The sequence below is a fragment of the Rhodococcus sp. Leaf278 genome (genome assembly GCF_001426085.1).
Lineage (GTDB): Bacteria > Actinomycetota > Actinomycetes > Mycobacteriales > Mycobacteriaceae > Rhodococcoides.
In genome coordinates, this window is record NZ_LMRR01000043.1 from 199,508 (window position 1) to 223,331 (window position 23,824).

Here is a 23,824-nt window from a genome sequence, read left to right on the forward strand (position 1 = left end):
GTCAGGCTCCTTCGGAAAATACTGTGCGGGCAAAGTGCAGCTTCTCGACGATCGGTGCGTCCGAGAACGCGAAAAGGTCGAACTGTGTGTCGGCTTCGATGGACCATTCCGTCCATGACGGGACGACGATCATGTCGCCCTTCGACACCGAACGCTGTTCGCCGGCGAGAACGAACCGTCCGCTCCCCTCGAACACCTGGTACACCGTCGAGCCGACGTCACGTCGGGGTCGGGTGTGCGCACCCTGACGAAGTCGGTGGAACTCGGCGCGGATCGTCGGCATGACGTCACCGCCGTTGGTGGGATTGGTGTAGCGAACTGCGGCATGTCCGGGTTCGGTGGTCGCCGCGAATCCCTCGTCCTCGAGGTCCAACTGTGCCTTCAACGCCGCATCGGTGTGCTCCCACCGATACGCGGCGATCGGCGAACTGGATTTGCTGTCGAGCCCGACGAGCGGACGCAGGCCCGGATGAGCCCACAGACGCTCGGACCGAGAGATGTCCGGTGTCGAATCGTCGGTGACGTTCTCGGACCCGAACTCGAAGAAGCCGGTGTCGGTGTAATGAACGAACGGAATGTCGAGTCCGTCGATCCAGGCCATGGGCTGATCGGTCTCGTTGTGGTGCCCATGGAAGTTCCAACCCGGGGTGAGCAGGAAGTCGCCCCGCCGCATGGCGACGGGGTCGCCGTTGACCACGGTCCACACCCCTTCACCCTCGACGACGAAGCGGAACGCGTTCTGCGCGTGGCGATGTTCCGGTGCGACCTCTTTGGGGCCGAGGTACTGGATCGCTGCCCACAGCGTGGGAGTGATGTACGGGACCCCCGCCAGGCCGGGGTTGGCCAGCGCGATGGCACGGCGTTCGCCACCTCGACCGACGGCAACGAGATCGCCTGCGCGCTGCGCCAGCGGGTACAGCGTCGACCACTTCCACACGAAGGGAACAGCTTTGGACTTCGGTGACATCGGCATCAAGTCGCCGAGCTGGGTCCACAGCGGCATGAGATTCTCGGACTCGAAGTCACGGTAGAGCTGCTCGAGTGCGGGGTCTTCGGGGTGCACTTCGGTGTCGGTCATCGGTTGCCTTCCTGATCTGCGTCGAGTCGTGTGCGGATGTCCTCACGCATTGCCTTCTTGTCCAACTTGCCTACTTTCGTGGTCGGTATCGCATCCACGACCACCAACCGCTCGGGGAGTTTGAACCGAGCGACACCCGCGGAATTCATCACCGCGAGAACGTCGTCCAGAGTCACGTGGGCACCCGCGGCAACGGAGACGTACAGGCACAGGCGCTCGCCCAGGACCGGGTCGGGTATGGCCACGGCCGCAGCCATCTCGATGCCGGCGACCTGGTAAGCGAAGTTCTCCACTTCCTCGGCCGAGATCTTTTCGCCGCCGCGATTGATCATGTCCTTGTCGCGACCTGCTACGACGAGGTTCCCGTCGGGTCGGCGGATCACGATGTCGCCACTGGCGTACCACCCGTCCGCGGTGAAGGCACGAGAGTTGTGCTCGGGGGCGCGGAAGTAACCGCGCGGGGTGTAGGGACCGCGGGTCAGTAACGCTCCGGGAGTTCCGTCGCCGACAGGCTCTCCGAGCTCGTCGACGACAGCGATCTCGTCGGCCTCGCTGACCGGCCGCCCTTGAGTGTTGGTGATGACCTCGAGGTTGTCGTTCAATCGGGTCATGTTGATCAGGCCTTCTGCCATCCCGAAGACCTGCTGAAGGCGTGCGCCCAGGACCGGTTCCACTCGCGCCGCCAGCTCGTCGGGCATCCGGGAACCGCCGACCTGGAGAACTTTGAGGCTGGATCCGGTCAAGGTGCCATGCTCACGCTGATATTCGATCCAGGATTGAGCCACCGCGGGTACGACGGTTGCCACGGTGACCGACTCGCTGTCGATCGCGTCCAATGCCCTGTCCGGCCTCGCCGACGGAAGCATCACCGTGCGTCCCCCCGCGAACAGGGTGCCCAGAATTCCAGGACAGGCCAACGGGAAATTGTGACTACTCGGTAGCGCACCCAGATACACCGTGTCCGAGGTTATTTCGGATACCGCGTTACAGCGGATGATGTTGTAGGCGTAGTCGTCATGGGTACGAACGATCAGCTTGGGAAGCCCCGTGGTTCCGCCGGACAACAGGAAACACGCAACATCTTCGCCCGAGGGGTCGTACTCGGCGTCGGAGAACGCGGCGACTGTCGTCGACGCGTCGGCCAGGCTGTACTCGGGAGTCCGTGTGTCCCCACCGGAGGAGAGCTCACCGTGAACCAGCACGGCCCGCACGGACGGAATCTCGACCGCAACCTCCTGCGCGGTGGCCCTCAGGTCCGTGTCCTTGTCGGTGTCTGCGACCACGATAGCCACTGCTTCTGACAATGCCGCCAGGTGCGTCAGTTCGTGACGTCGGTGAGCCGGCAACGCCATGACCGGTACGACACCGATGCGGAAGCATCCCAGGGTGAGTGCGACGAACTCCCACGAATTGGGCAGTTGCAGAACGATTCTGTCGCCCGGCACCACCTCGAGATCGAGGAGTGCTTGCGCCATGGACGCCGAGCGATCCCACAGTTGGCGGTACGTCAGCCTGATCGGGCCGTCGACCAGCGCCTCGGCGTCTGGATGCAGTTCGACCCGTTCCAGGATGTGCGAGCCCAGCGATCGACCGCTCCAATACCCCGCTTCGCGATACCGACGGGCATCGTCTGCGGGCCATGGCACGACACCGTCGATCGAGACGGGGGTTCGTGTACTCATCACCGATCTCCTTCTGTAGCAGTGGATGCAGTACCGACCACGACGGCGTCGAGCGCAATCAGACCATCCGAGGTCAGTCGTAGAGGATTGATTTCTAGATCGCCGATCTCGTCGTGATTCGACACATACGCTGCCAATGCGACTGCTGCGCGGCCGAACTCGTCTCGATCGAGACTTGGGCCGCCGCGCCATCCATGCAGCAGCGCGGCGGTGTGGAGATCGTCGAGCATGGTCGTCGCGGCGGCCAAAGTGAGCGCACCACTGCGGATTGCCACGTCGCCGATTGCCTCTGCCGCGGTCCCACCCAAGCCGGCCACGACGATCGGCCCGAACACTTCGTCTCTACGCACACCGAGGAAAAGATCGACGCCGGATCCGGCCATGGCTTCGAGCAAGTATGCCGGCGCTTCGATCGAATCGAGAGCATCCAGTGCGGTGTCCAACTCCTCGGTCGTACGAACGAACAGGTGAACGCCGCCGATCTCGGTCTTGTGCAACACCGACGCGTCGAGAATCTTGACTGCGACGGGATGCTCGAGTTCCGCGAGCGCTCGGTGCGCATCCTCTCTGGTGATGGCCACACGCCGATCGGGCGTACGAATACCCAACGCGTCGAGCAAGTCCTTGCCTTGTGCCTCGTCGACAGGAAGCGTGATGGAAGGTCCGGCGGGAGGAACGAACGCCTCGGTACGCACCCGACCGTAACGGAGCTTTGCATCGTCGACGAGGGCGCGCACGCCGTTGGCCAACGACGTAGGGCTCGAGAGGACCGGCAGATCGAGAAGCGCGGCAGAGACGGTTGCTGCGGACACCGCCTCTCGTGGTCCACCGATGCCGAGCACGACGGGCAGCCGCTCGTGCACCGAGGACGTCCCGACGGCGTCGGCGAGATCGATCGCGTCCGGTTCGGCGAGGGCGTACACGGCCAGTGCATCGACTTCCGGGTCGTCCGCGGTGGCCTGGAGGACGGGCGCGAAAGTCGCAGCGGGCCTTCCGGTGTCGACGGGATTGGCCTGATACGTCAACGGCGGCAGCAGATCGGACAACCGGTGCTGAGTGGCATCGGACAGCGTCGGAACACGTACCCCGCCCGCCAGCAGTGCATCCAATACCATCAGACCGGGACCGGCCTGCGCAGTGACCAGGCCTATTCCCGGCGACGCCGAGGCGGGCAAGCGTGTACACCCGAGTACGGCGAGCGCATCCACCAAGTGGTGTTCGTCCTCGACGACCACCGCGCCCGCTTCGGTGAGCAGTGCGCGCGTCGTCCGCCATGACGTGGCGAGCGCACCCGTGTGCGACTCCGAGAACGCGGAGACGTCGCTTCGACCCACCACGATGGCCACCACCGGTTTCACTGCGCTCACGTCTGCGACTGCCGACAGCAGGGCGCGGCCGTCTTCGACGGACTCCACGTGCAGTGCGATCGCAGTGATCGCGTCGTCGTGCTGCAGGTATCGCAGCACGTCGACGTTCGTGACGTCCACGCTGTTCCCGAGACCGACACCGAGGCCCACACCGACGCCGTTCTCGGACAACAGGAACGACAGCGCATGGTTCATGCCCCCGCTCGCTGCGACGACGGCGACCGTACCCGCGGCGATGTGCTCGACAGTCGGGACGAAGCTGACCGTGGAGTGACCGGGACGGAAGAACCCGGATGTATTGGGACCGAGCAATCGGATGCCGGTTTCGGACGTGATGTCCCTCAGCCGGCGTTGCAGCTCGATGCCGTCGTCGCCGGCCTCGGCAAAGCCACCGGAACAGATCAACGCTGCCCGCACCCCGGCGTCGGCCGCTTCCTGCAGCGCTGCGGGGGTCGCGGCGGCAGGAATGCACAGAACCGCCAGATCTATTGCTGTGCCGTGGGATCGAACTGCGTCCGCGATCGACGTGCTGAATCCCTCGGCGGTGCCGCGTGGATTGATTCCGTACGTAGTGACAGCGCCGCGGCTTCCTCTGTCGATGGCGGCGAGCATCACCGAGCCGAGCTTTTCGGGTGCACTCGAGGCACCGAACACCGCAATGGACGTTGGACTGAACAGCGCGGAGAGGGAATCGGCAGCATCTTCCGCGCCCGGGACAGACAGCGGAACGTGAGTCGTTGTCATAGTTCCGACCTCGACGGTGCAGCGTCGATCTCGGATTCGTCCAGCGTGTCGAAAGCGACCGCATCAGCGCGGCCGGACAGGACCAGTGTTGCTGCACAATCTCTTCGGTCGACAGCGCGGCGGGAGCGAACACACGATTCCTGCTCGATCACAATCGCTGCGACGTGGTGTCGCAGGCGTACGTACTCCGAGGCCAGTACCCGCGACAGCTCGGTCCCCCCTTTGATGATCACGGCCCCCGGTCCGCCAGCACACAGCTCGTCGAGGCGTGAGAGAGAGTCTTTGTCCAGAGCGGTGCGGTCGGAGTCGGGTGCCGAGAACAGTGGCTCGGCTTCGTGCGCAGCCTGGTTCGCAACGAGAATCGACGTGCCGTCGGTGAGTGTCACGGAGTCTGCCGTGCCAGCGGTGACAGAGAGAAGCCGCGAGTCGAGCACGACCGCCCCTGCTTTCAGAGGAGTCTCGAGCGGTGCGGCACCATGCTGTTCGTGCCAGGCGAGTTCGGCAACCTCGACGAACTGCGGGTCTCGAACTCGTATCTTCTCGGCGGAGATGGACCGCGTGAAGAAATGGAACCCGAACTGCCACGGTTCCAGTTCGCGATAGTACTCCCCGAAGTGGTCCCACCACGCAAGGCTGGGAACCGACGAATTCTGAACCTTGGCCACCTGGGGACGCCGGATCTGCTCGAACTCCGACAGAGCGGCATCGAGATCGGACGCGTGTTCGGCGACGGTCTGCGCGAGAACGGCTGCATCCTCCATGGCCATCTTCGTTCCCGAGCCCACCGAGAAGTGGGCCGTGTGCATGGCGTCGCCGAGGAACACCACAGGTGTGCCGCGGTCGGTCCGGCTGTGCCAACGCGCGGTGCGGCGAGTTTTGAAATTGGCCCAACGCGAATTGTTTGCTACCAGCCTCGCACCGTCGATGCGGTCGGCGAACAACTCCTCCAGGTAACGCTGGGACACGGCATCGGACTCCCCAGGAGGAGACGACATGTCGAATCCGTCCAGACCGGCTCTGCGCCAGGTATCTTCGTCGGTCTCGACGATGAAGGTACTCAGATCGGATCCGATCGGGTACGCGTGCACGGCGAAATTTCCGTGCTCGGACTGCTTGTGCAAGAAGGTGAGTCCGTCGAACTGGAATGTCGTGCCGAACCAGATGAACTTCACCGTCGCTTCCTCGACCGAATGGTCCAGATCCGCCGCGAACGAATCTCGAGAAGCGGAGTTGGTGCCGTCGGCTGCCACGATCAGGTCGTACCCGCCGTCCTCGTCGAGCGATTGCACAGATGCGGTGGTCGAGTAGTGCAGTTTCGCACCCAATTCGAGAGCACGGTGCCGAAGTGCACCGAGCAACACCCGACGATGCACGGCGGACATGCCGTTGCCCCCGGCCGCGGTGACCTCACCTTTGGCGTGGACTTCGATGCTGTCCCAATGGCGGCCGTGATCGGCAAGAGTGTCACGCAGGATGGGGTCGACTCGATCGATGTTGTCGAGCGTGGCATCGGAGAACACGACACCGAAGCCGAATACGTCGCTCTCGTGGTTTCGCTCGAAAACCTCGACCGTCGCGTCGGGTGCACTGTGCGCCAACGCGATTGCGGTGAAGAGACCGCCTGGGCCACCTCCGATGCACGCAATTCGGAGCGGCGTCGAAATGGCTGTTCGGTGTTGTTCTGGGATGGACATCGATGTCGGCCCCTAGCGTGGAATGAGGGCCCGGATCTCGGGCGACCAATTTATTGTGTGTCATAAAACTATCTAAAGTCAATCTTTTTGTTACATATAAGCCGTCTAGGGCTTCGCCGCCGGCGCATCTCCCGAGGCCTCGAGCACGAACGCCTCGGCACTCGCACGCAGTTCGTCGTGACATTCGGTGAACACCTCGTGCGCAGCACGGCCACGCCAACCCGGAGGCAACAGAGTGTCGGGCAGGTCGGGATCGCGGAACGGGTAACGACGGTAGTTCTGAATCAGTTTCATTCGTTCGACCAGCGCCTGCCGGCCGCCGAGCCCACGACGGAAGCCCGCCAATCGCGGCTGGAACTCCTCGATGAAGGCCTGGTACTCGCCCCCCAGTTCGGCGAGGTCCCAGCAACGATCGGCTATGGAGCGATCGTTCGTCAGCCCGGATGTCTGGCTCCGCAGGAATTGGATCCGTAGCTCGTCTTCCCCGCTGAGCATTTCGCGTAGCTGCTTCTCCCTGTCATGTGGCGAGAACCATGTCGCAGAACCGTATTCGCCGAACCCGTACCAGTTCAGGGCCGTCTCGATGCGCTTGCGCTGCTCTCGCCCCAAGCCTTCCTCATCGACCAAGGCCTGCGTCCACGTGCGGTCCCAGTCGTCGAAGTGCCGCTCGAAGATGCGAGCCCGACCGTCGTCGAGCAGCCGCCAACTCTTTTCGTTGAGCAGGTAGGACACCTCTCGACCACTCTTGGTCGAGTCGAACCACCCCTCTTTGCGCAGCCGCGCCATCACGACGCGCACCGTCGCCGATTCGATACCGAAGACCTCCATCAGCTCCGTCAGAGTGCCCAACTTGGCCGCTCCGCCGGTGTAACGGAAGTACTCCCCGTACAGGTCGAACACCAGAGCACGTGGTCGCATCGACCCCTCCTCCCACCTGTGTCGATCACCGATCGACTTAAATGTGTCATTCCTCTTGACTTTCAAGACCATTCTGTCACATAGTGACTGTACTCACATAGCCGACTCGCACATTTGGGGTCATCCGAATCTGCGCGAGATCGCATCGGCCGGTGTTCGAACACCTATCATCGGAGGAATCAGGTGAATCCCCTGGCCACGAATGGGCCAAGCCCGTCGGGCACCCGCCGTTCCAGCTCGACCGTCGTAGCTCTCTGCTTCGTGATCATCGTCTTCGACGGCTACGACCTGGTCGTCTACGGAACCACTGTCCCGTCTCTACTCGCGTATCAGCAATGGGAACTGACACCGGGCCAGGTCGGCACCATCGGTAGCTATGCGCTGATGGGAATGCTCCTCGGTGCCCTGCTGTCCGGCTGGCTGGCACCCCGAGTCGGAGCCCGCGCGATCATTCTGACCTCGTTGATCTCGTTCTCCGTTCTCATGGGTCTGACCGCGCTGGCCCCCAACCCGGAGATCTTCGGTCTTCTCCGCTTCCTCGGCGGGCTGGGACTAGGCGGTGTCGTTCCGACTGTCATCGCGCTGACAATCGAGTACTCGCCCCCTGCACGTCGCCAGTTCAACAACGCTCTGATGTACAGCGGTTACTCGGTGGGCGGCGTGCTCGCCGCGCTGTCGGCCCTGGCATTGCTTCCCGAAAACAGTTTCCGCGTCATGTACGCGCTCGGTCTGCTTCCGCTCGTCACGATCGTGCCGCTGACGTGGCGCTACCTTCCTGAATCGGCTGCATTCCTTGTCGGCAAGGGCAGGATCGACGAAGCCCATGCTCTCGCCGAGAAATTCGGCATCACTGCCGCCCCGGCCACTACATCCGAGAGCCGCGGCACCATGTCATCGTTGTTCACCGGGGCACGCAGAGTTCCGCTGGCGTTGCTCGTCGTGGCATCTTTCTGCGGTTTGCTGCTCGTCTACGGCGTAAATACCTGGCTACCGAATATCATGCGCCAAGCCGGTTACTCGCTCGGCAGTTCACTGACATTCCTTCTCGTACTCAATCTCGGCGCGATAGCCGGCGCTCTGATCGCCTCCCGGATCGCAGACCGATTCGGAAGCAAGCCGGTGACCGTGACCTCCTTCCTGCTCGCCGTCCTCGCCATACTCTCCCTGAGCCTCGGATTGCCGCTATACGCCGCCATGATCGTGGTCGCCATCGCAGGGCTCGGCACAGTGGGGACGCAGATACTCGTCAACGGTTACGTTGCAACGTATTTCGGCGACAGAGATCGAACGTCCGCCCTCGGATTGTCCCTGGGGCTCGGACGAGTGGGTGCGATATTCGGGCCGATTCTCGGAGGATGGATCGCATCCTCGGCACTGGGCGTCGACTGGAACTTCTACTCGTTCGCAGCATTCGCCGGAATCGGTTGCCTCGCTGTCCTACTCGTCAGTGGTCGACACTCCGCTACCCGACAGCACTCCGACCATTCCACCGCCACCACTGTGTCACCCGCTGTGCGGGTGGACACCGAATCGAAAGAAGCACACTCGTGAGCACCACCGTTACTGCCGCTGTAGCCCGCGCCACCGGCGATCCTCTCACCATCGAGAAGCTCGAGCTCGACGACCTCCGAGCCAACGAGGTACGGGTCCGCATCGTCGCGTCCGGCGTGTGCCACACGGACGCCATCGTCCGCGACGGCATCTACCCGACGCCCCTCCCCGCCGTCCTCGGGCACGAGGGTGCGGGCGTCGTCGAAGCCATCGGCTCCGATATCACCACCGTCGAGATCGGCGATCACGTCGTACTCTCCGCCGCCTACTGCGGCAAGTGTGTGCAGTGCCGATCGGGACGAGTTGCTTACTGCGAGAATTTGTTCGCCGAGGATTTCGGTGGTGCGCGCCGCGACGGCTCGACCTCACTGTCTGCCGGAGAGGAGGCCATTTCCTCGCACTTCTTCGGGCAGTCCGCATTCTCCACCTACGCCAACGTGGTGGAGACCAGCGTGATCAAGGTGGACAAGAAGGCACCGCTCGAGATCATCGCGCCGCTCGGCTGCGGCTTGCAGACCGGCGCAGGCGCGATACTCAACGACTTGCGGCCGGCACCCGGCACTTCGATCGCGGTATTCGGCACCGGTGCCGTTGGATCGGCCGCCATCATGGCCGCCCAGATCGCAGGATGCACCACGGTGGTGGCGATCGATCTGCACGACTCGCGACTCGAACTGGCCAAGACGATCGGAGCCACTCACACCATCAACGGCAAGAGCGAGGATGTGCTCGCCGAACTGGACAAGATCACCGGAGGCAAGGGGCTCGACTACGCGTTGGACACCACAGCGGTTCCCTCGGTGCTGCAGCAGGCGGCGGCGTCCCTGGGGATCGGAGGAACTGTAGCGCTGGTCGGTGCGGCAGCACCGGGTACGGACGTCACTTTCGAGATCGGCGCGTCACTGGTCAAGGGATGGACGTTCAAGACCATCATCCAAGGGAGTTCGGTTCCCCAGCAGTTCATTCCGCGGCTGGTTCTTCTCTGGGAGCAGGGACGCTTCCCCTTCGACAAGCTCATCAAGAACTACACGCTCGACGACATCAACACAGCGTTCGCAGATTCCGAGAACGGATCGACCGTCAAACCCGTTGTCGTCTTCTGATTTTCGTCACCCTCACGTCGCACACAACCAGGAGAAACGCACATGACCACCATGAACGACCTGCTCACTGTCGGCCATCTCATCGACAACGAGTTGACCGATTCCGATCGGTACGACGACGTCGTGGATCCGGGCAGGTTGAGTGACGTAGCCGCCCGCGTCGCCGTCGGCACGCCCGACGATGTGGATCGCGCAGTGAAGGCCGCGCACCGCGCATATCTGTCCTGGCGCGACGTAGACCCGGCGGAACGCGCACGCCTGATGCTCGCGGCTGCGGATGCGTTGGCGGGGAGCGGTTCCGATCTCGCAGCACAGCTCGTGCGCGAGCACGGAGGAATGCTGTGGGAAGCCCAGACCGACTTCGGCCTCGGGACCGGCGTCATGCAACACACCGCCAGCCTCGTCGACGGATTCTTCGATCCGGTCCAGTTCGACGACGCCGAAAGCTTCATCAGTGTCGAGCGGGTGCCCCGCGGCGTCGTCGGTGCCGTCGTTCCGTGGAACATGCCCGTGGTGCTGACCATGATGAAGCTGGCTCCCGCGCTGGCCACAGGCAACACGATCGTCATCAAGCCGTCGCCTTTTGCGCCGGCCGCACTGACCGTGGCATTGCATCGCATGGCCCAAACCCTCCCTGCCGGCGTCATCAACGTCGTTCACGGCAATGCCGATGTGGGACAGGCCCTCACCTCACATCCGCTCGTTCGCAAGATCGGATTCACCGGGGGTACGGCTACTGCAGGCCGGGTGATGGCGGCAGCTGCGGGGACCATCAAGAACCTGACCCTCGAACTCGGCGGCAACGACCCGGCCATCGTGCTCGACGATGTCGACATCGATGCCGCCCTGGATCGGATGCTCAAGGGTGTGTTCACTCGCTCGGGCCAGATCTGCTTCGCCGTCAAGCGAATCTACGTTCCACGCGCCTTGTACGGCACATTTGCCGACGCCTTCTGCGAGCGTGTGGACCATTACTCCGTCGGCCACGGCCTCGACGAAGGTGCCAGCTTCGGGCCGATGAACAACAAGACTCAGTACGACTCGGTGAACGCACTCATCGAAGAGACGAAGAATTCGTCTGCAAAGATCGTGCAGCTCGGACGTAAGCTCGATTCTGCATCCGACGGTTACTACATTCTTCCTCACGTGGTCCGCGACGTGGAACACTCCGCTCCGGTGAGCAGCTGCGAGCAGTTCGGACCGGTGATCCCGTTGATCGCGTACGACGACGAAAACCAGGTTGTCGAGTGGGCGAACGACTCCGAGTATGGGCTCGGCTCCTCGGTGTGGACCACCGATCCCGATCGCGGTCTGGCCATTGCGCGTCGAATCGAAGCCGGCAGCACGTTCATCAATACTCATGCCTTCGAGTCACTGGATCTGCGGATGCCGTTCGGCGGAGTGAAGCAGAGCGGCATCGGTCGCGAGTTCGGTGAAGCGGGAATGCGCGAGTACGTCGACGAGCACTCGATTCGCCTGCTCAAGTGACGGGCGCTACGCAATATCTTCCAGCCTCGATGAGAGGAGTGTGTCTATGTCACAGCCTGATTCACCACTAAAGGAAATCACCACCGAGATGATCACGTCGGCCGACGGAACATCGCTCGGGGTGCGTTGCCTCGGTTCCGGTTCGCCTGTCGTGATTGTGCACGGCAGCATCTCCACGGCGGAGTCGTGGATGCAGGTAGCGTCACAACTCGCCATCTACCACCGGGTCTTCGTTCTCGATCGCCGAGGTCGTGGTCGGAGCGGCGATGCACCGAAGTACACACTCGGGACCGAGGCCGCCGACATCGCGGCGGTCCTCGCCCTGGCGGCCGAGTCGACCGGGAACGTACCGACCCTGGTCGGTCACTCCTACGGCGCAGTATGCACCCTCGAAGCCGTTCGACTGGGTTCGCAGGTGGCATCCCTGGTGTTGTACGAGCCGCCACTCCCCGTGGACGGTCCGGTCGCGGGTGAACATCTCACCCCGTATGCAGCAGCGATCGCAGCATCCGACAACGATGCGGCGATGCGAATTGCCATGGAGCACTTCATTCGAGCACCCGCGGCCGAGACGGAAGCCATTGCCGCGACACCGTTGTGGGGGCAGTTTCTCGAGCTGGCACCCACCTGGACCCGCGAGTTGGAACAGATCGATGCAAGCGCGTCGGTCATGCCGGAGTACGGCGAATCGACAACCAGGACTCTGCTTCTCGTGGGCGAACATAGTCCGAAGCATCTCGTCGGTGCTTCTGCCTACTTGGAATCCAGGCTCCGCGACGTATCGAAACACGTTTTGACGGGACAAGCCCACTTCGCGAACCTTGTCGATCCGGGTCAGGTCGCCTCGGCGATCAACACGTTCCTCGACCGCTGAGACTCGTACGGCCGCCTTTCCACACCGCCGCCCCGGCACTCCGTTCCAGGAGTGCCGATGTCGAATTCGCGACAGCCGAATTTGCCAGTGTCCGAACAGAATTTACTGTAGGACCTGGTTGGAGAGAGTGTGGTGATCGAGGGCATCAAGGACGACCGCAGGCATAGGCACCTGTCACTGGTAAACCTCGTCTCACCCCGAGTGTCCCTCCCGTTCGCGGGGCCCGTTCAAGGAAACACTCGCATTACGTTTTGGACTCCGACACCTGCCAATCGTGCGGCACAGTACATATTCCGTTCTGCCGAACAAACCGACACACGCTCGCGAGCAGTGTCGCCACTGCCCTGCCCCGCGGGCATTTCGAGTCCGGCGGGTTGGGTTCTGATGGATCCGCAGTTCTTCATGACAACAGTCGTGCATATACAGGTACCTAACAATCCGTGCCGATCTGCACTGGACCCGACGATCGCCAGTGGTGACCGACTCGTGACGACGAGCGCGCTGAAACTGGCCGCATACTCACAACACTGCTGCTGTCAGCAATGCGTAGCGCGGTGGGACGCCGAGAGGCTCCCAAGGAAGGCGTTACCGCAGCCGGACACGAATCGGAACGGACTCCCGAGGTCCCCGACGCGGCCACCGAAGGACAGCTCATGGTCGTCGACGCGCTCGTTCCGGAACTACACCCAGCGATCTACGTAATTCGATTTCGATCGGGGAAGGAAGCTGCGTCGAAACAGTGAGAGCGTAGGGGCGAGCGGTTCGTGGATAGCGATCTGCGGCGCAATGAACATCCCTGTCAACGTCTGCCTAGCAGCCACCACGTGAGAACAAGATCGTCAGTGATATCGAGGTCGAGACCCGTGAGCGCGGTGAACTTGGACACCCGGTTGCGAACTGTGTTGCGATGCAGGAAGAGTGCGGCAGCCGTTTCATCGACCCGGCGGTTGTGGTGTAGGAACTGCGCTACTGTCTCGATGATTTCTCGCCCTGCATCACCACGCTCTCGGAGCGGGGCGAGATGTATGTCCGCGAGCGTCGCCATGAAGCCGTCGTCGATGCAAAGAAGCGGAAGGGCACCGAGGTGAGCGAGATTCACGATGCCCATCCGTCCGAATCGAGTCGCAACGTCGAGTGTGCGTCGCGCCTGCTGATACGAGGCCGCCGCATCGGAGGGCAATTCGGCGGAGCCGACCGCGATCACAGCCTCGACATCGGGAATGTCGGGCTTCATGGGAAGTAGCGCAACGAAATACGAGTCCACGACCGCGTCGAAGACAGGAATTTCTCTCGTCGCGGCGCGAAGTCGTAGCGTCGCAACCACATCGGAGGTGACTCGAGGATCGTCGAAGTCGGCGCATGCGACGTAATATCGATGGTCGGCGACGATCCTGTGTTCGGCGAGAAGTGCCGGAAGCGCAGCGGGTGTGTGGACCCCATCCAGCAGTCGGCGCATGAAGGAACTTCGGTGCGCCGCGAGCGACACCGCATTTTCCTGCATCACTGCGTTGACGACTGCAGAATACGACGTCGCCCAATGCCACATCATGTCCTGAACGTCGTCTACGACGTCGGACGAAATTCCCTGCAGTTCGGCGCGGGCACGAATTATCGTCGACAACCTGCGCGCCCCCACTTGAATGCTGTGGGCCACGAGTTCGAGTGGAATTTGCTGAACCGACCACCTGCGCACGAGTTCGGTCAGTTCGGCCGGGTCTACCGTTGGCGCGTCGCCACCGAGTACCTGACGGAGAACAATGTCGAGAACTGCACGCGTGTTTCGTTCTATCTCGTCCCTGGCAACGAGGTCGTACACCGGGATGGAAGTCCGATAGAGCTCGGTCAGATCGGCCGCTATTGCGTCGATCTCGATATCACCGGGTTCCACGAGGGCCGCGATACGGGCGGCGGTGTCACGTTCTCGGTCGCGAACACGATCGCCCTCTGCCTGCGTCATCGGTACTTTCTACTCTTCGAGGCCGCTCAGTCGCCGAATCTCGGGTGCGACGGCTCGGCTGCGCCGTGTGAACAGCGATGTCTGAAGTGCTGATCGAGTGAACAGCAGCGCCCATCCCACGCGAGGATAGATCATGCGGGCTGCACGCCGATCGAGCGCGTCGACCAGGTGGGGGGTGATGCCAGCAGTAGTAGCTACGGAACCGAAGGGTCCGGGGAGCGCGTCGAGCAAGGCAGCGAATGCCGGTTGGCCCTGCAATTTTCCGGTCACCATGGTGGTATCGATCCAGCCAGGGTGAAGAGAGCCGACATCGACACCAGTTCCGGCGAGTTCGAGCCGCAGCGAGTTCGCGAACGCTTCGAGTCCTGCCTTCGCGGCCGCATAAGCGCTGTGCCCCGGTTGATGGGCGAACGAAGCCCAGGAGCACGTCATCGCGACATAACCTCGAGATCGAAGCAGCGCAGGCAGTGACGAGCGCACGATGTTGTGTGCTCCGACGAGGTTGACGTCCAATACACGCTTCCACGCGCCGTGCGGGAGGAGATCCACGGGTCCGAACACCGACACTCCTGCGTTGGCCCACACGATGTCTACTCGTCCGTACTCGGCGACGATGTCGTCGATCACCCGTGTACAGGCACCGGCCTCGGTGACATCGAGAACGTAGGTCCGGACGCGACCCCGAATGGACTCTGCGGCTCGCACCAATGCTTCCTCGTCGCGATCGAGCAGAACGACGACCGCGCCCCGCTCTGCGCAGAGAGCGGCGGATGCCGAACCCAATCCACCCGCACCGCCGGTGATGACAACGACTTTTCCGGCCAAGGTCACGATGACGCTCCTGTGGATTCGGCGGCTGCCCCTGGCAGCTCGATCACGGCGAGGGCCGATTCGGTGATACTGCCCAGAACTAGATGGCTCCCGGCGCGAACCACGCTTGTAACGGTGGCATAGTCTGCCGAGGCGCTCTGCAGATCGTGGACGAGGTCACCCTTTCGGTCGACGGCCATGACCCAGGTGGTCGAGCCTCCGGAACGGACGCTTTCCGGCAACGAGTACGCCAATTTCCGGAAGAAGCCCGGTAGTCGGGCGGCAATGTCGAACAGAGGCACTCGAGGAGACGCAAGCGAAATCCACACCACGTTGCCATCGGCGGACAGGTTGTCCGGAAATCCGGGAAGATTGTCCACCAACGGCGCTAGAGGTGAGACGCGACCGGCGGTGTCCACGCGATATCGGGCGAGCCGAAAACTGCCGGTCTCCGATACGGTGATGCAGGTTTCGTCGTCCGAGACGGTCAATCCGTTTGCGAACTGAATTCCGTCGACGAGTGTCCGCACCGTTCCGTCCGTTTCACGGACCAGCAATCGGCCAGTGCCGGAGTGCTCGAGTAGATCCGCGAGGTAGTGCTCGAAGCCGAATCGACGGGTCGATGCGGTGAAGTAGATTCGCCCCGACGCCGCAGCCACCACGTTCGACGCGAAGTTGAGCCGAATCCCATCCACTTCGGATACCAAGTTCTCGATCTGACCGGTATCCAAGTCGAGTCTCAGCAGACCACGCTCACTGTCGCAGATCAGCAATGTCGAGTCGTCGACCACTGCGATTCCGAGAGGCCTACCTCCGGTATCACCGATCTCCTCTACGACGGGTACGTCGCCCGTCACCGTGACTCGCAGGATGCGGCCGTCTTCCAGACCGGTGACGATGCGACCCCGAGAATCGACCCGCACGTCTTCAGGACCTCGGCCGGGGAGCTCGATACGTCGAATCGCCCCCACGGGCGTGCTGCTCGTGTCTCTCCTGGCTCGAGCAGGAGCTGCGGGTGGTGTCCATCGACGCGGTTCCAGCACCGGTTTTCTCGGCCGTTGCGAAACAGCGGCCTCTCGCCCACGAGTAACTCCTCGCACGACGTCTGCGACCGCGCCTGCGGACGTCCACGGCGCACCGTGGCCCTCGTGTTCGAGCGGAAAAGCGTGGCGACGCTGTCCGCGCGCCGACAGCGCCATGGCTGCTGCATCCACGCGCCTGTCGTCGAGTCCGTACACGACGTCGACTTCGCAGCCCAGGGACGACAGACGGACCGACAACTCGGATTCGTCGAGATAGTCGTCCATCGCGTCGCCGTTTGCGAGGAGGCGGGAACGGCCTGTGGCGACGAGATCGGCGACAGCGAAGTCGGGCACACTCGGGGTCGGCGCGAAAGCTGTCTTCAGGCCCGCCTCGAGCACACCCTCGGGAAGCGCAGCCCAGACGGCCGAGCCCAGAACCGGAACACGGAGGATTCTCTCCGATCCACTCCGCGCGGTGAGCCGACTTGCTCGCGTAGGCGGCGTCGACACGAGCACCACACGCTCGACCAGAGAGGGGAATTGCTCCGCCACCGATGTCGCGACCAACCCACCGCGCGAGTGGCCGACGACCACTGCGGAGGAAAATCCATTCGCACGCATCTGCCGGGCGACGTCCAAAGCGTCGTCCTCGATGGTGGTGGATCCCCGAAGATTGGGCACCAACAGGGCGGTCGAGGCGTCCAACAGTGCCCGGATCCGGGTCCACGTTTTCTCCGTGCCGGCGAGCCCGTGCAGTAGAACCACGTTGTCGCTCATTGTTCGACTCCGCTCGACCGCGCCGCAAGCACGTCGCGTTCGAGCGCGGGAACAGTCGACGACGCGCGGAGGCCGACGGCGATGTCCCACAGTCTGCCGGTGAACAGTCCCCGTACCTTGTCGACGCCCGCAAGTGCAGCTGGTACGTAGATCTTGCGGTTGCGGTGCTCGATTCCCGACACGAACGCCTCGGCGCACTCGTCGACGTCGGTGACCACGTTGAACGGCCACGGCAGCTTCTGGATTCCTTCACGAACGGCATCGATGTCGTTCTGTGCGGCGAACATCGGTGTCCGAATCCACGCTGGGTGCGCAACTCCGACCGCGATCCCCTTGTGCGCGACTTCGAGCCGCAGCGCGCCTCCGAAGGCTTCCACACCGGCTTTCGACGCCGCGTAGGCGGAACCACCCGGCACGTTCTTCAGGGCTGCAGCCGAGGAGACCAGTAGGTAGTAACCGCGTTGCTCGGTGACGTGAGTGAGCGTGGCGTGCACCGTTCTCATCACACCGACGAGGTTGATGTCGACGGTACGAGCGAGGGTATCGATTTCACTCGTCGCCACCGTCCCTGCCTCGGCCACACCGGCATTGGCGACCACGATGTCCAGACATCCGTAGCTGTCGATGATCTCGTCGACCGCTTCGGTGAGTGAGCGGCTGTCAGTCACATCCGCCTGAATCGCACGATGTCGACCACCGGAGACTCGAGGAAGCGATGAGGCTGTCGTCTCGACACTTCGGTTCCGGTCCAGAACCACCACGTGTGCTCCACGATTCGCCAGTGAGTGCGCCGTTGCGGCACCGATTCCGGAGCCACCCCCGGTGATCATGGCGACTTTCCCGGTAACGGAGGTGCTACGCGTCATTGTAATTCCCCTCCCACTCGAGACAGATGATGCGCAGGATCGAACGACTGCGCGCGGCGGCGATACCCGAATATGCTCGCCGGCCAAAGGTTGCTGTTGCGCCCGGTCGGATCGAGGTACCAACTCGAACATCCGCCACTGGTCCACACCGTCCCGTCGGTCAGGGAATCGACGACACGAGCGAATTCCAACTGCGCTGCCGGGGTCGGCTCGACCGTGGATGCGCCCTGGTCGCGGCACCACTTCATAGCACGTGAGATGTAACGGAGCTGCGACTCGAACATCATGATCACCGAGGTGTGGCCTAGTCCGATGTTCGGACCGTGCATCAAGTACATGTTCGGAAACCCAGCAACGGATGTTCCCATGTACGCTTCCGGACTCGAGCCCCACATCTCCGACATCGAAGCACCGTCGGGTCCGATGATTGCATCGGTCAGCGGCAGTCGACTCGTGTCGAATCCGGTGCCGAAGATCACGACGTCCGCAGGGTGAGTGGTGCCGTCGGAGTCGACGAGGCCCTCGGCTGTCACTCGGTCGATTCCTGACGTGTGTACCTCGACGTTGGGTTGAGCAAGCGCCGGATAGTAGTTGTCGGACAGTAGTATTCGCTTGCATCCCATGCGGTAGTCCGGCGACAATCTTTCGCGCAGAACTGGATCGGAGACTGCATGCTCGAGGTGAGCACGCCCTTCCCGCTCACCGACAGCCATGAGTGCGGGATGCCGGAAGGCCGCCAACTTCGCTTCTCTCTCCGCGTAGATTGCTGTGCGGCGCAAACGCTGCAGTCCCGGTATGACGCGCATCGCGGTGCGAGCGCGACGCGGGATGCTCGTGTCACCCCTCGGCATAACCCAGGGAGCAGTGCGTTGAAACAGCGCCAGCGCGCCTACTACGGGCTGAATCTGCGGTACGAATTGAATGGCCGAAGCACCGGTTCCGACGACGGCAACCCGTTTGCCAGAAAGATCCACCGAATGATCCCAGCGAGACGAATGAAAAACAGGACCGTCGAACTGTTCGAGACCATCGATGCGCGGTATGGCCGGGTCCGCGAGAGCACCCGTTGCCAGCACGACATGGTCCGCAGTGGACGTCCCGCCCTCGGTCTCGAGAACCCAGCGATGGTCGATCGAGTCCCACTTGGCAGATCGCACCGAGCATCCGGTACGTAGACGAGGCATCAAGCCGTTCTCACGCGCTACTCGTTCGAGGTAGGCGCGGATTTCGGATTGGCGCGCGAACGTGTGTCGCCAATCGGCACTGGGCGCGAACGAGAACGAATAGAGCAGACTTTGCACGTCGCACGCCGCGCCAGGGTAGGTATTGTCCCGCCACACACCCCCGAGGGTGTGGGCCCGTTCGAAGATGACCACGCTTCCCCGGTGATGCTCGGCCAGCCGTATCGCTGCGCCGATGCCCGCGAAACCCGAACCGATGATCGCAAGAACGTGGTGGTCGCGATCGACTGAATCACATTGAATCACAGCAGTATTCCTTCCTGCTCTGCCGTTTGCACACCAGGCGACGTCCTCACCGACTCCAACCATGGTTCGATCCAATCGGGAAGTTCTCGTGAAGGGGAGAAGTTCGCGTCGAGTTCGACGATGTCTTTCGGTGTCACCGATGCACCGTTTCGGTCCAGCAAGCGCACAGCCACAACAGCATTCGCATGCACGGTCGCGTTCACGCGAAACTCGTGCTCGAAGAACGCGTTGCGCTCATCGAAACCAAGCATCGTGGTGCGTACGCGGTAGCGAACGCCCAGGGTCAGCGACCGCCGGTAGTTGATCGTCTGCGCTACGACGACGGGATGCCAGCGTTTCGCTCGGAGCTGACGCCACAGTCCTGTGCGGGTCCAATATGCAATACGCGCAGCGTCCAGAATCGACAGATAGCGGCCGTTGGTCATGTGCATCAGCAGATCGAGATCGGAAGGCAGCACCCGAAAAGGGGTGTCGACGGGGTCGCCGACCTTGGTCGCTCGCTGCGATTGGAGCGGGGGAATCATCGCCACCAACCACCGCAGGGTCATCAACACGCAGTGCCTCCAGCCTCGTCGCCTCGAATGCATTCATCTTCCAGGGCAACGTTGCATCGACGACAGGCTCTGCTGTACATGATCGGGGGGAGCGTGATGTGCACGGCGCACAACCGATGGTGCGCCGTGCGTACGCCCCAGAAAACGAGCCAGACAGTGCCGCTAGTTGTCGAAGGTGACGGACCGAGTGAGGTCCTGCCATTTCAGATCCGACTCGGCCTGTGCCTTTTCTGCCGCACCTACGTAATCGATGGCGTCTTCGCCGACGAGCAGTCGTGTAGGAGGACTCTCCAAGTCGAGAACAGTCCTGATGAGCTCGGCAACCTTCTTCGGATCGGACGGTTCGGTACCCCCTGAATCTCGGACCGCCTTGGCCATCGCACCCACCGTGGCCTCGTACGGTTCGCTGACGGGAGGAATGGTCATCGACGATCCGGCCCAGTCGGTGCGCATGCCGCCGGGCTCGAGCACCGTGACCTTGATTCCCAATGGTGCTACCTCTTGCGCCAACCCGGACGAGAAACCACTGACGGCCCATTTCGCACTCTGGTAAGCAGTCATACCAGGGCCCGAGATTCGACCACCGATCGACGAAATCTGAATGATGTGCCCTCCACCCTGCTTTCGCATCCTTGGTATGACTGCCTTGGACATGTACACGACACCGTAGAAGTTCGTGTCGATCTGTCGACGAAAGTCGTCCAGTTCGACGTCTTCGACAGAGCTCACGTCTCCGTAACCTGCGTTGTTGATCGCAACGTCGACGCGGCCGAACTTTTCCACCGCACTCTCGACGACAGACGCCGCCGCATCTGCATCCGTGACATCCAACGGAAGCGGCAGCACGGCATCGCCGTATTGCCGCACGAGTTCATGCAACTGTTCGGGTCTGCGCGCAGTGGCAACAACCTGGTGACCAGCCGCGAGAGCGTCCTGCGCGATCGCGCGACCCAGCCCGCGCGAGCTGCCAGTGATGATCCATACCTGCGACATGCGTGATCCCTTCGAAGAAAGCTTTGATCTGAAGTACATCGTCGAGGTTAGTTGCTGCGCTCACCCGCAGTGATGTGCCGCATGACCTTTCGAAGAATTTTTCCCGACCGGGTCTTGGGTAACCCGTCGACGACGGTCAGATCGCGAAACGCCGCCACCGCACCGATCTTGTCTCGAACCATCTGCACGATCTCGTCTCTGAGCACCTCGGTGTCGATCGTCGCGTCCGACTTCAGCACTACGTAGGCACTGGGGCGGTGCCCTTTGAGTGGTGCGTAGACGATGTAGGAATGTCCGACGACCCACCCGACGTCGGACGCCGCCCACATCACTTTCCCCGGACCGATCCCGTAGATATTGCGCATGGACCACGCCAGCGCAACGGCGTGCCCCCCCCCCGTTGTCACGGACGACGCCCTTGGGCTTGTCCGTCGTGCCCGAGGTATGGAGGGTGTACAGCGGATCGGTCGCTCGAACCTCGACCGGATCGGCTGGTTCGGCCCGTGACACCTCGTTATCCCAGTCGAGCCAGTTGTCCTCGGGTTCGCGGTGAGACCGTCCCGCCACTTGACGATGACGGTAGCGGGACTGCGCTCGGACAGTGCCTACGCCTCCGCCACGATCGGCATGTATTCGATGTGGCGCGACCGTTCGAGGCCGCCGCGTGCGGTCAGCAGGGCCACTGGTTCCGCGTCGTCGACGCGTTTGGCGAGTTCTGCTGCTGCAAACCCGCCGAACACAACCGAATGCACGGCACCGATCCGGGCGCACGCCAGCATCGCGATCACGGCTTCCGGAATCATCGGCATGTACACGATCACTCTGTCACCGGCGCGGACGCCGCGAGCGGACAGAACCCCAGCACATCCAGCCACTTCGTCGAGCAAGTCCCCGTATGTGTACCGTTTCTTTTCAGGAACCATGGCCAAGTCGTAGATCAAGGCCGTCCGGTGCCCGAAACCGGCGTGCACATGTCGGTCCAGCGCGTTGACGCAGGTGTTCAGGGACGCATCGGGAAACCATGTCCCCGAAGAGGAATGACTCTGTGAGAGAGCCCGAGTCGGAGCCGAGTACCAGTCGATTGCCCCGGCGGCCTCCAGCCAGAACGACTCGGGGTCGTCGAGGCTGCGTCGGAACGCCTGGGAGTACGAGTCCTTGTGTGACGTCAACGCTGAGCTTTTCGCTACGTCGTGTACAGAGCCGCGAGCGACTGTCGCAACTTGTATTTGAGGATCTTTCCGCCGACGGTGTCGGGAAGGGAGTCGACGAACTCGACTCGCTTCGGTGTCTCGAAGCCGGCGAGACGGGAGCGTGCGAAGTCGATGATGTCCGACGCGTCGGCCACGACACCCTCGCGTGTCACCACGACCGCCGTCACCGCCTCACCCCATTGCTCATGCGGAAGTCCGACGACGGCCGCCCGAGCCACCGCAGGATGCTCGAGTAGAACTGCTTCGACTCGAAGCGTCGAGACGTTCTCTCCGCCGGTCTTGACGATGTCCTTGTACCGATCGACCATGATGCGCTGGCCGTTTTCGCCGATCACGCAGCTGTCGCCGGAGTGGAACCAGCCGCCTGCAAAGGCGTCTCTTGTGGCCTGCTCATTGCGGTAGTAACCGGAAAACAATGCGGGTGTCCGGTAGACGGCTTCACCCGGACCGTCGTCGGTATTTGTGATCTCCACACCGAGCGGGTCGACGATCTTCGACGAGAGGATAGGGCTGGGCACTCCGACGTAGTTGTCGCGCGGTGCAGTTCGTTCGTAGAGATCGCTCCAGCTGTCCGGCCAGAAGCGGTGACAGGCAATGCTTTCGGTTTGCCCGAAGATCGCGAGCGCCTGCAACGAATCTCCGCACCGCGCACGCAACGATGCAAAGGTCCGTGGCGGCAATGCGGCCCATCCGTAGACCGCGACTTTGAGGCTCGATGCATCCAGATCGGGCTCTGCGTCGAGGGTTTCGGCCACTACTCCCAGCATGGCGGGCGAGCCTCCCCACAGACAGGTGACCGACTCACGGTCGATGGCTCGGGCTGTCGCAACCGGATCGGGCTTGCGCCCGATGACTAACGTGCCACCGTTGAGCAGCACAGAAATGTTGAACAGATGATCGCCGACATGGTAGATCAGGGGCAGGAAGCTGCACTGCACGATGTCCGACTCGTGGCGGAGTCCACGAGTCAGCGCGGCGGTGAAGTTCATCCCCGCGTAATGGGTTGCGTGATGAGAGAGCATGACCCCCTTGGGCGCAGCGGTCGTGCCCGAGGTGAACAGAATTTGCCAGATGTCGTCACCATGAATATCGACCTGGGGCTCGGTGTCCGGACTGTCGGCACAAAATTCCGAGAAAGACGAACTTCCAGGAACTGCATCGCCCCCGATCGTGATGGTTACGCCCGCCTCTACCCCGTGGTATCCCAGTATGTCGGCATTGGTTGCCCACCGTTCGGAGTCGATGACCAGAAATTTCGGTTCGACAAGTTCGACCAACTGACCGAGGACATCAGGAGCCATCATCGTATTGACCGGTGCGCAGACCAGACCGGCTTTGGCCACCGCCAGCTTGGTGAGCCACGCTTCGACCGAGTTGTCGCACAACAACATCACCACGTCACCCCGTACGAGCCCTTTGCTCAGGAGCGCGTTGGCGAAACGATTGGCCGAGTCGTTGGCTTGTTTGTACGTCAACCGCTCGTTCTCCGGGTGCGCAAAGGCACCGTCCCACCCGACGATGACAGTCTTGTCCGGGGTACTCCACGTGACTCGCTCGAGCAGGTCTCCGACCGCAGTGCGGTCCCACCTGTTGTCTGCTCGACGATCGACGAGATCACTCACATTGATGGCCATCGGATTCCTCCGTA

Annotated in this window: 19 protein-coding genes and 1 pseudogene; 5 read left to right on the top strand and 15 right to left on the bottom strand. The window is 62.5% G+C overall.

Going from position 1 to position 23,824, the window contains the following annotated elements:
• Nucleotide 1 precedes the first annotated feature (1 nt).
• From ASG84_RS24075 to ASG84_RS24095, 5 genes are all read right to left on the bottom strand, one after another.
• On the bottom strand, nt 2–1,078 hold the full coding sequence (locus ASG84_RS24075; RefSeq protein WP_037150292.1) for a cupin domain-containing protein: 1,077 nt from the start codon (nt 1,076–1,078) through the stop codon (nt 2–4).
• Complete coding sequence (locus ASG84_RS24080; protein WP_057479473.1) at nt 1,075–2,760, bottom strand: (2,3-dihydroxybenzoyl)adenylate synthase; 1,686 nt, start codon at nt 2,758–2,760, stop codon at nt 1,075–1,077. The genes ASG84_RS24075 and ASG84_RS24080 overlap by 4 nt, the downstream gene beginning before the upstream one ends.
• Nucleotides 2,760–4,871 carry an acetate--CoA ligase family protein gene (locus ASG84_RS24085; RefSeq protein ID WP_057479474.1) on the bottom strand — a complete coding sequence of 704 codons (2,112 nt, stop codon included), beginning with the start codon at nt 4,869–4,871 and terminating at the stop codon, nt 2,760–2,762. The genes ASG84_RS24080 and ASG84_RS24085 overlap by 1 nt, the downstream gene beginning before the upstream one ends.
• A complete protein-coding gene (locus tag ASG84_RS24090; RefSeq protein ID WP_057479475.1) occupies nt 4,868–6,565 on the bottom strand; it encodes an FAD-dependent monooxygenase in 1,698 nt (565 codons plus the stop codon). Before ASG84_RS24090 ends, ASG84_RS24085 begins: the two co-directional genes overlap by 4 nt.
• Before the next feature lie 105 nt (nt 6,566–6,670).
• Nucleotides 6,671–7,483, bottom strand: a complete 813-nt coding sequence (locus ASG84_RS24095) for a PaaX family transcriptional regulator (RefSeq protein ID WP_057479476.1) — start codon at nt 7,481–7,483, stop codon at nt 6,671–6,673.
• 261 nt (nt 7,484–7,744) lie between these two features.
• Between ASG84_RS24095 and ASG84_RS24100 the strand changes: the two genes are divergently transcribed.
• The 5 genes from ASG84_RS24100 to ASG84_RS24120 all read left to right on the top strand — a co-directional run bounded on the left by ASG84_RS24100 (nt 7,745) and on the right by ASG84_RS24120 (nt 13,242).
• A complete protein-coding gene (locus tag ASG84_RS24100) occupies nt 7,745–9,034 on the top strand; it encodes an MFS transporter (RefSeq protein ID WP_235581818.1) in 1,290 nt (429 codons plus the stop codon).
• Nucleotides 9,031–10,137, top strand: a complete 1,107-nt coding sequence (locus tag ASG84_RS24105) for an NAD(P)-dependent alcohol dehydrogenase (RefSeq protein ID WP_037150283.1) — start codon at nt 9,031–9,033, stop codon at nt 10,135–10,137. Before ASG84_RS24100 ends, ASG84_RS24105 begins: the two co-directional genes overlap by 4 nt.
• A gap of 42 nt (nt 10,138–10,179) precedes the next feature.
• Nucleotides 10,180–11,625 carry an aldehyde dehydrogenase family protein gene (locus ASG84_RS24110; RefSeq protein ID WP_082521184.1) on the top strand — a complete coding sequence of 482 codons (1,446 nt, stop codon included), beginning with the start codon at nt 10,180–10,182 and terminating at the stop codon, nt 11,623–11,625.
• 46 nt (nt 11,626–11,671) lie between these two features.
• Complete coding sequence (locus ASG84_RS24115; RefSeq protein WP_057479477.1) at nt 11,672–12,499, top strand: alpha/beta fold hydrolase; 828 nt, start codon at nt 11,672–11,674, stop codon at nt 12,497–12,499.
• A 542-nt stretch (nt 12,500–13,041) separates the two neighbouring features.
• Nucleotides 13,042–13,242, top strand: coding sequence for a hypothetical protein (locus tag ASG84_RS24120; protein WP_156399686.1), 201 nt, complete (start codon nt 13,042–13,044; stop codon nt 13,240–13,242).
• A 56-nt stretch (nt 13,243–13,298) separates the two neighbouring features.
• On the opposite strand, the gene ASG84_RS24125 is transcribed toward ASG84_RS24120, so the two are convergent.
• The 10 genes and pseudogenes from ASG84_RS24125 to ASG84_RS24170 all read right to left on the bottom strand — a co-directional run bounded on the left by ASG84_RS24125 (nt 13,299) and on the right by ASG84_RS24170 (nt 23,810).
• A complete protein-coding gene (locus ASG84_RS24125; RefSeq protein ID WP_057479479.1) occupies nt 13,299–14,456 on the bottom strand; it encodes a PucR family transcriptional regulator in 1,158 nt (385 codons plus the stop codon).
• Between the two features lie 9 nt (nt 14,457–14,465).
• The gene (locus ASG84_RS24130; protein WP_057479480.1) at nt 14,466–15,287 is read right to left on the bottom strand and encodes an SDR family NAD(P)-dependent oxidoreductase; all 822 of its coding nucleotides are present in this window, start codon (nt 15,285–15,287) and stop codon (nt 14,466–14,468) included.
• Nucleotides 15,284–17,065 (bottom strand): alpha/beta fold hydrolase, encoded by a 1,782-nt coding sequence (locus ASG84_RS24135; RefSeq protein ID WP_057479481.1) that lies wholly within the window; start codon nt 17,063–17,065, stop codon nt 15,284–15,286. Before ASG84_RS24135 ends, ASG84_RS24130 begins: the two co-directional genes overlap by 4 nt.
• Complete coding sequence (locus ASG84_RS24140) at nt 17,062–17,931, bottom strand: short-chain dehydrogenase/reductase (protein ID WP_057479482.1); 870 nt, start codon at nt 17,929–17,931, stop codon at nt 17,062–17,064. Before ASG84_RS24140 ends, ASG84_RS24135 begins: the two co-directional genes overlap by 4 nt.
• Complete coding sequence (locus ASG84_RS24145) at nt 17,928–19,418, bottom strand: flavin-containing monooxygenase (RefSeq protein WP_057479483.1); 1,491 nt, start codon at nt 19,416–19,418, stop codon at nt 17,928–17,930. The genes ASG84_RS24140 and ASG84_RS24145 overlap by 4 nt, the downstream gene beginning before the upstream one ends.
• A complete protein-coding gene (locus tag ASG84_RS24150; RefSeq protein ID WP_235581829.1) occupies nt 19,415–19,966 on the bottom strand; it encodes a thioesterase family protein in 552 nt (183 codons plus the stop codon). Before ASG84_RS24150 ends, ASG84_RS24145 begins: the two co-directional genes overlap by 4 nt.
• A gap of 168 nt (nt 19,967–20,134) precedes the next feature.
• Entirely contained in the window at nt 20,135–20,965 is an 831-nt protein-coding gene (locus tag ASG84_RS24155) for an oxidoreductase (RefSeq protein ID WP_057479485.1), read from the bottom strand.
• 47 nt (nt 20,966–21,012) lie between these two features.
• Nucleotides 21,013–21,249 (bottom strand): AMP-binding enzyme, encoded by a 237-nt coding sequence (locus ASG84_RS28415; protein WP_442971030.1) that lies wholly within the window; start codon nt 21,247–21,249, stop codon nt 21,013–21,015.
• Nucleotides 21,232–22,134: pseudogene (locus tag ASG84_RS27220) on the bottom strand (AMP-binding protein); the annotation flags it as partial. The pseudogene ASG84_RS27220 and the gene ASG84_RS28415, both read right to left, overlap by 18 nt.
• 14 nt (nt 22,135–22,148) lie before the next feature.
• Nucleotides 22,149–23,810 carry a class I adenylate-forming enzyme family protein gene (locus ASG84_RS24170; RefSeq protein WP_057479488.1) on the bottom strand — a complete coding sequence of 554 codons (1,662 nt, stop codon included), beginning with the start codon at nt 23,808–23,810 and terminating at the stop codon, nt 22,149–22,151.
• Between the last annotated feature and the right edge of the window lie 14 nt (nt 23,811–23,824).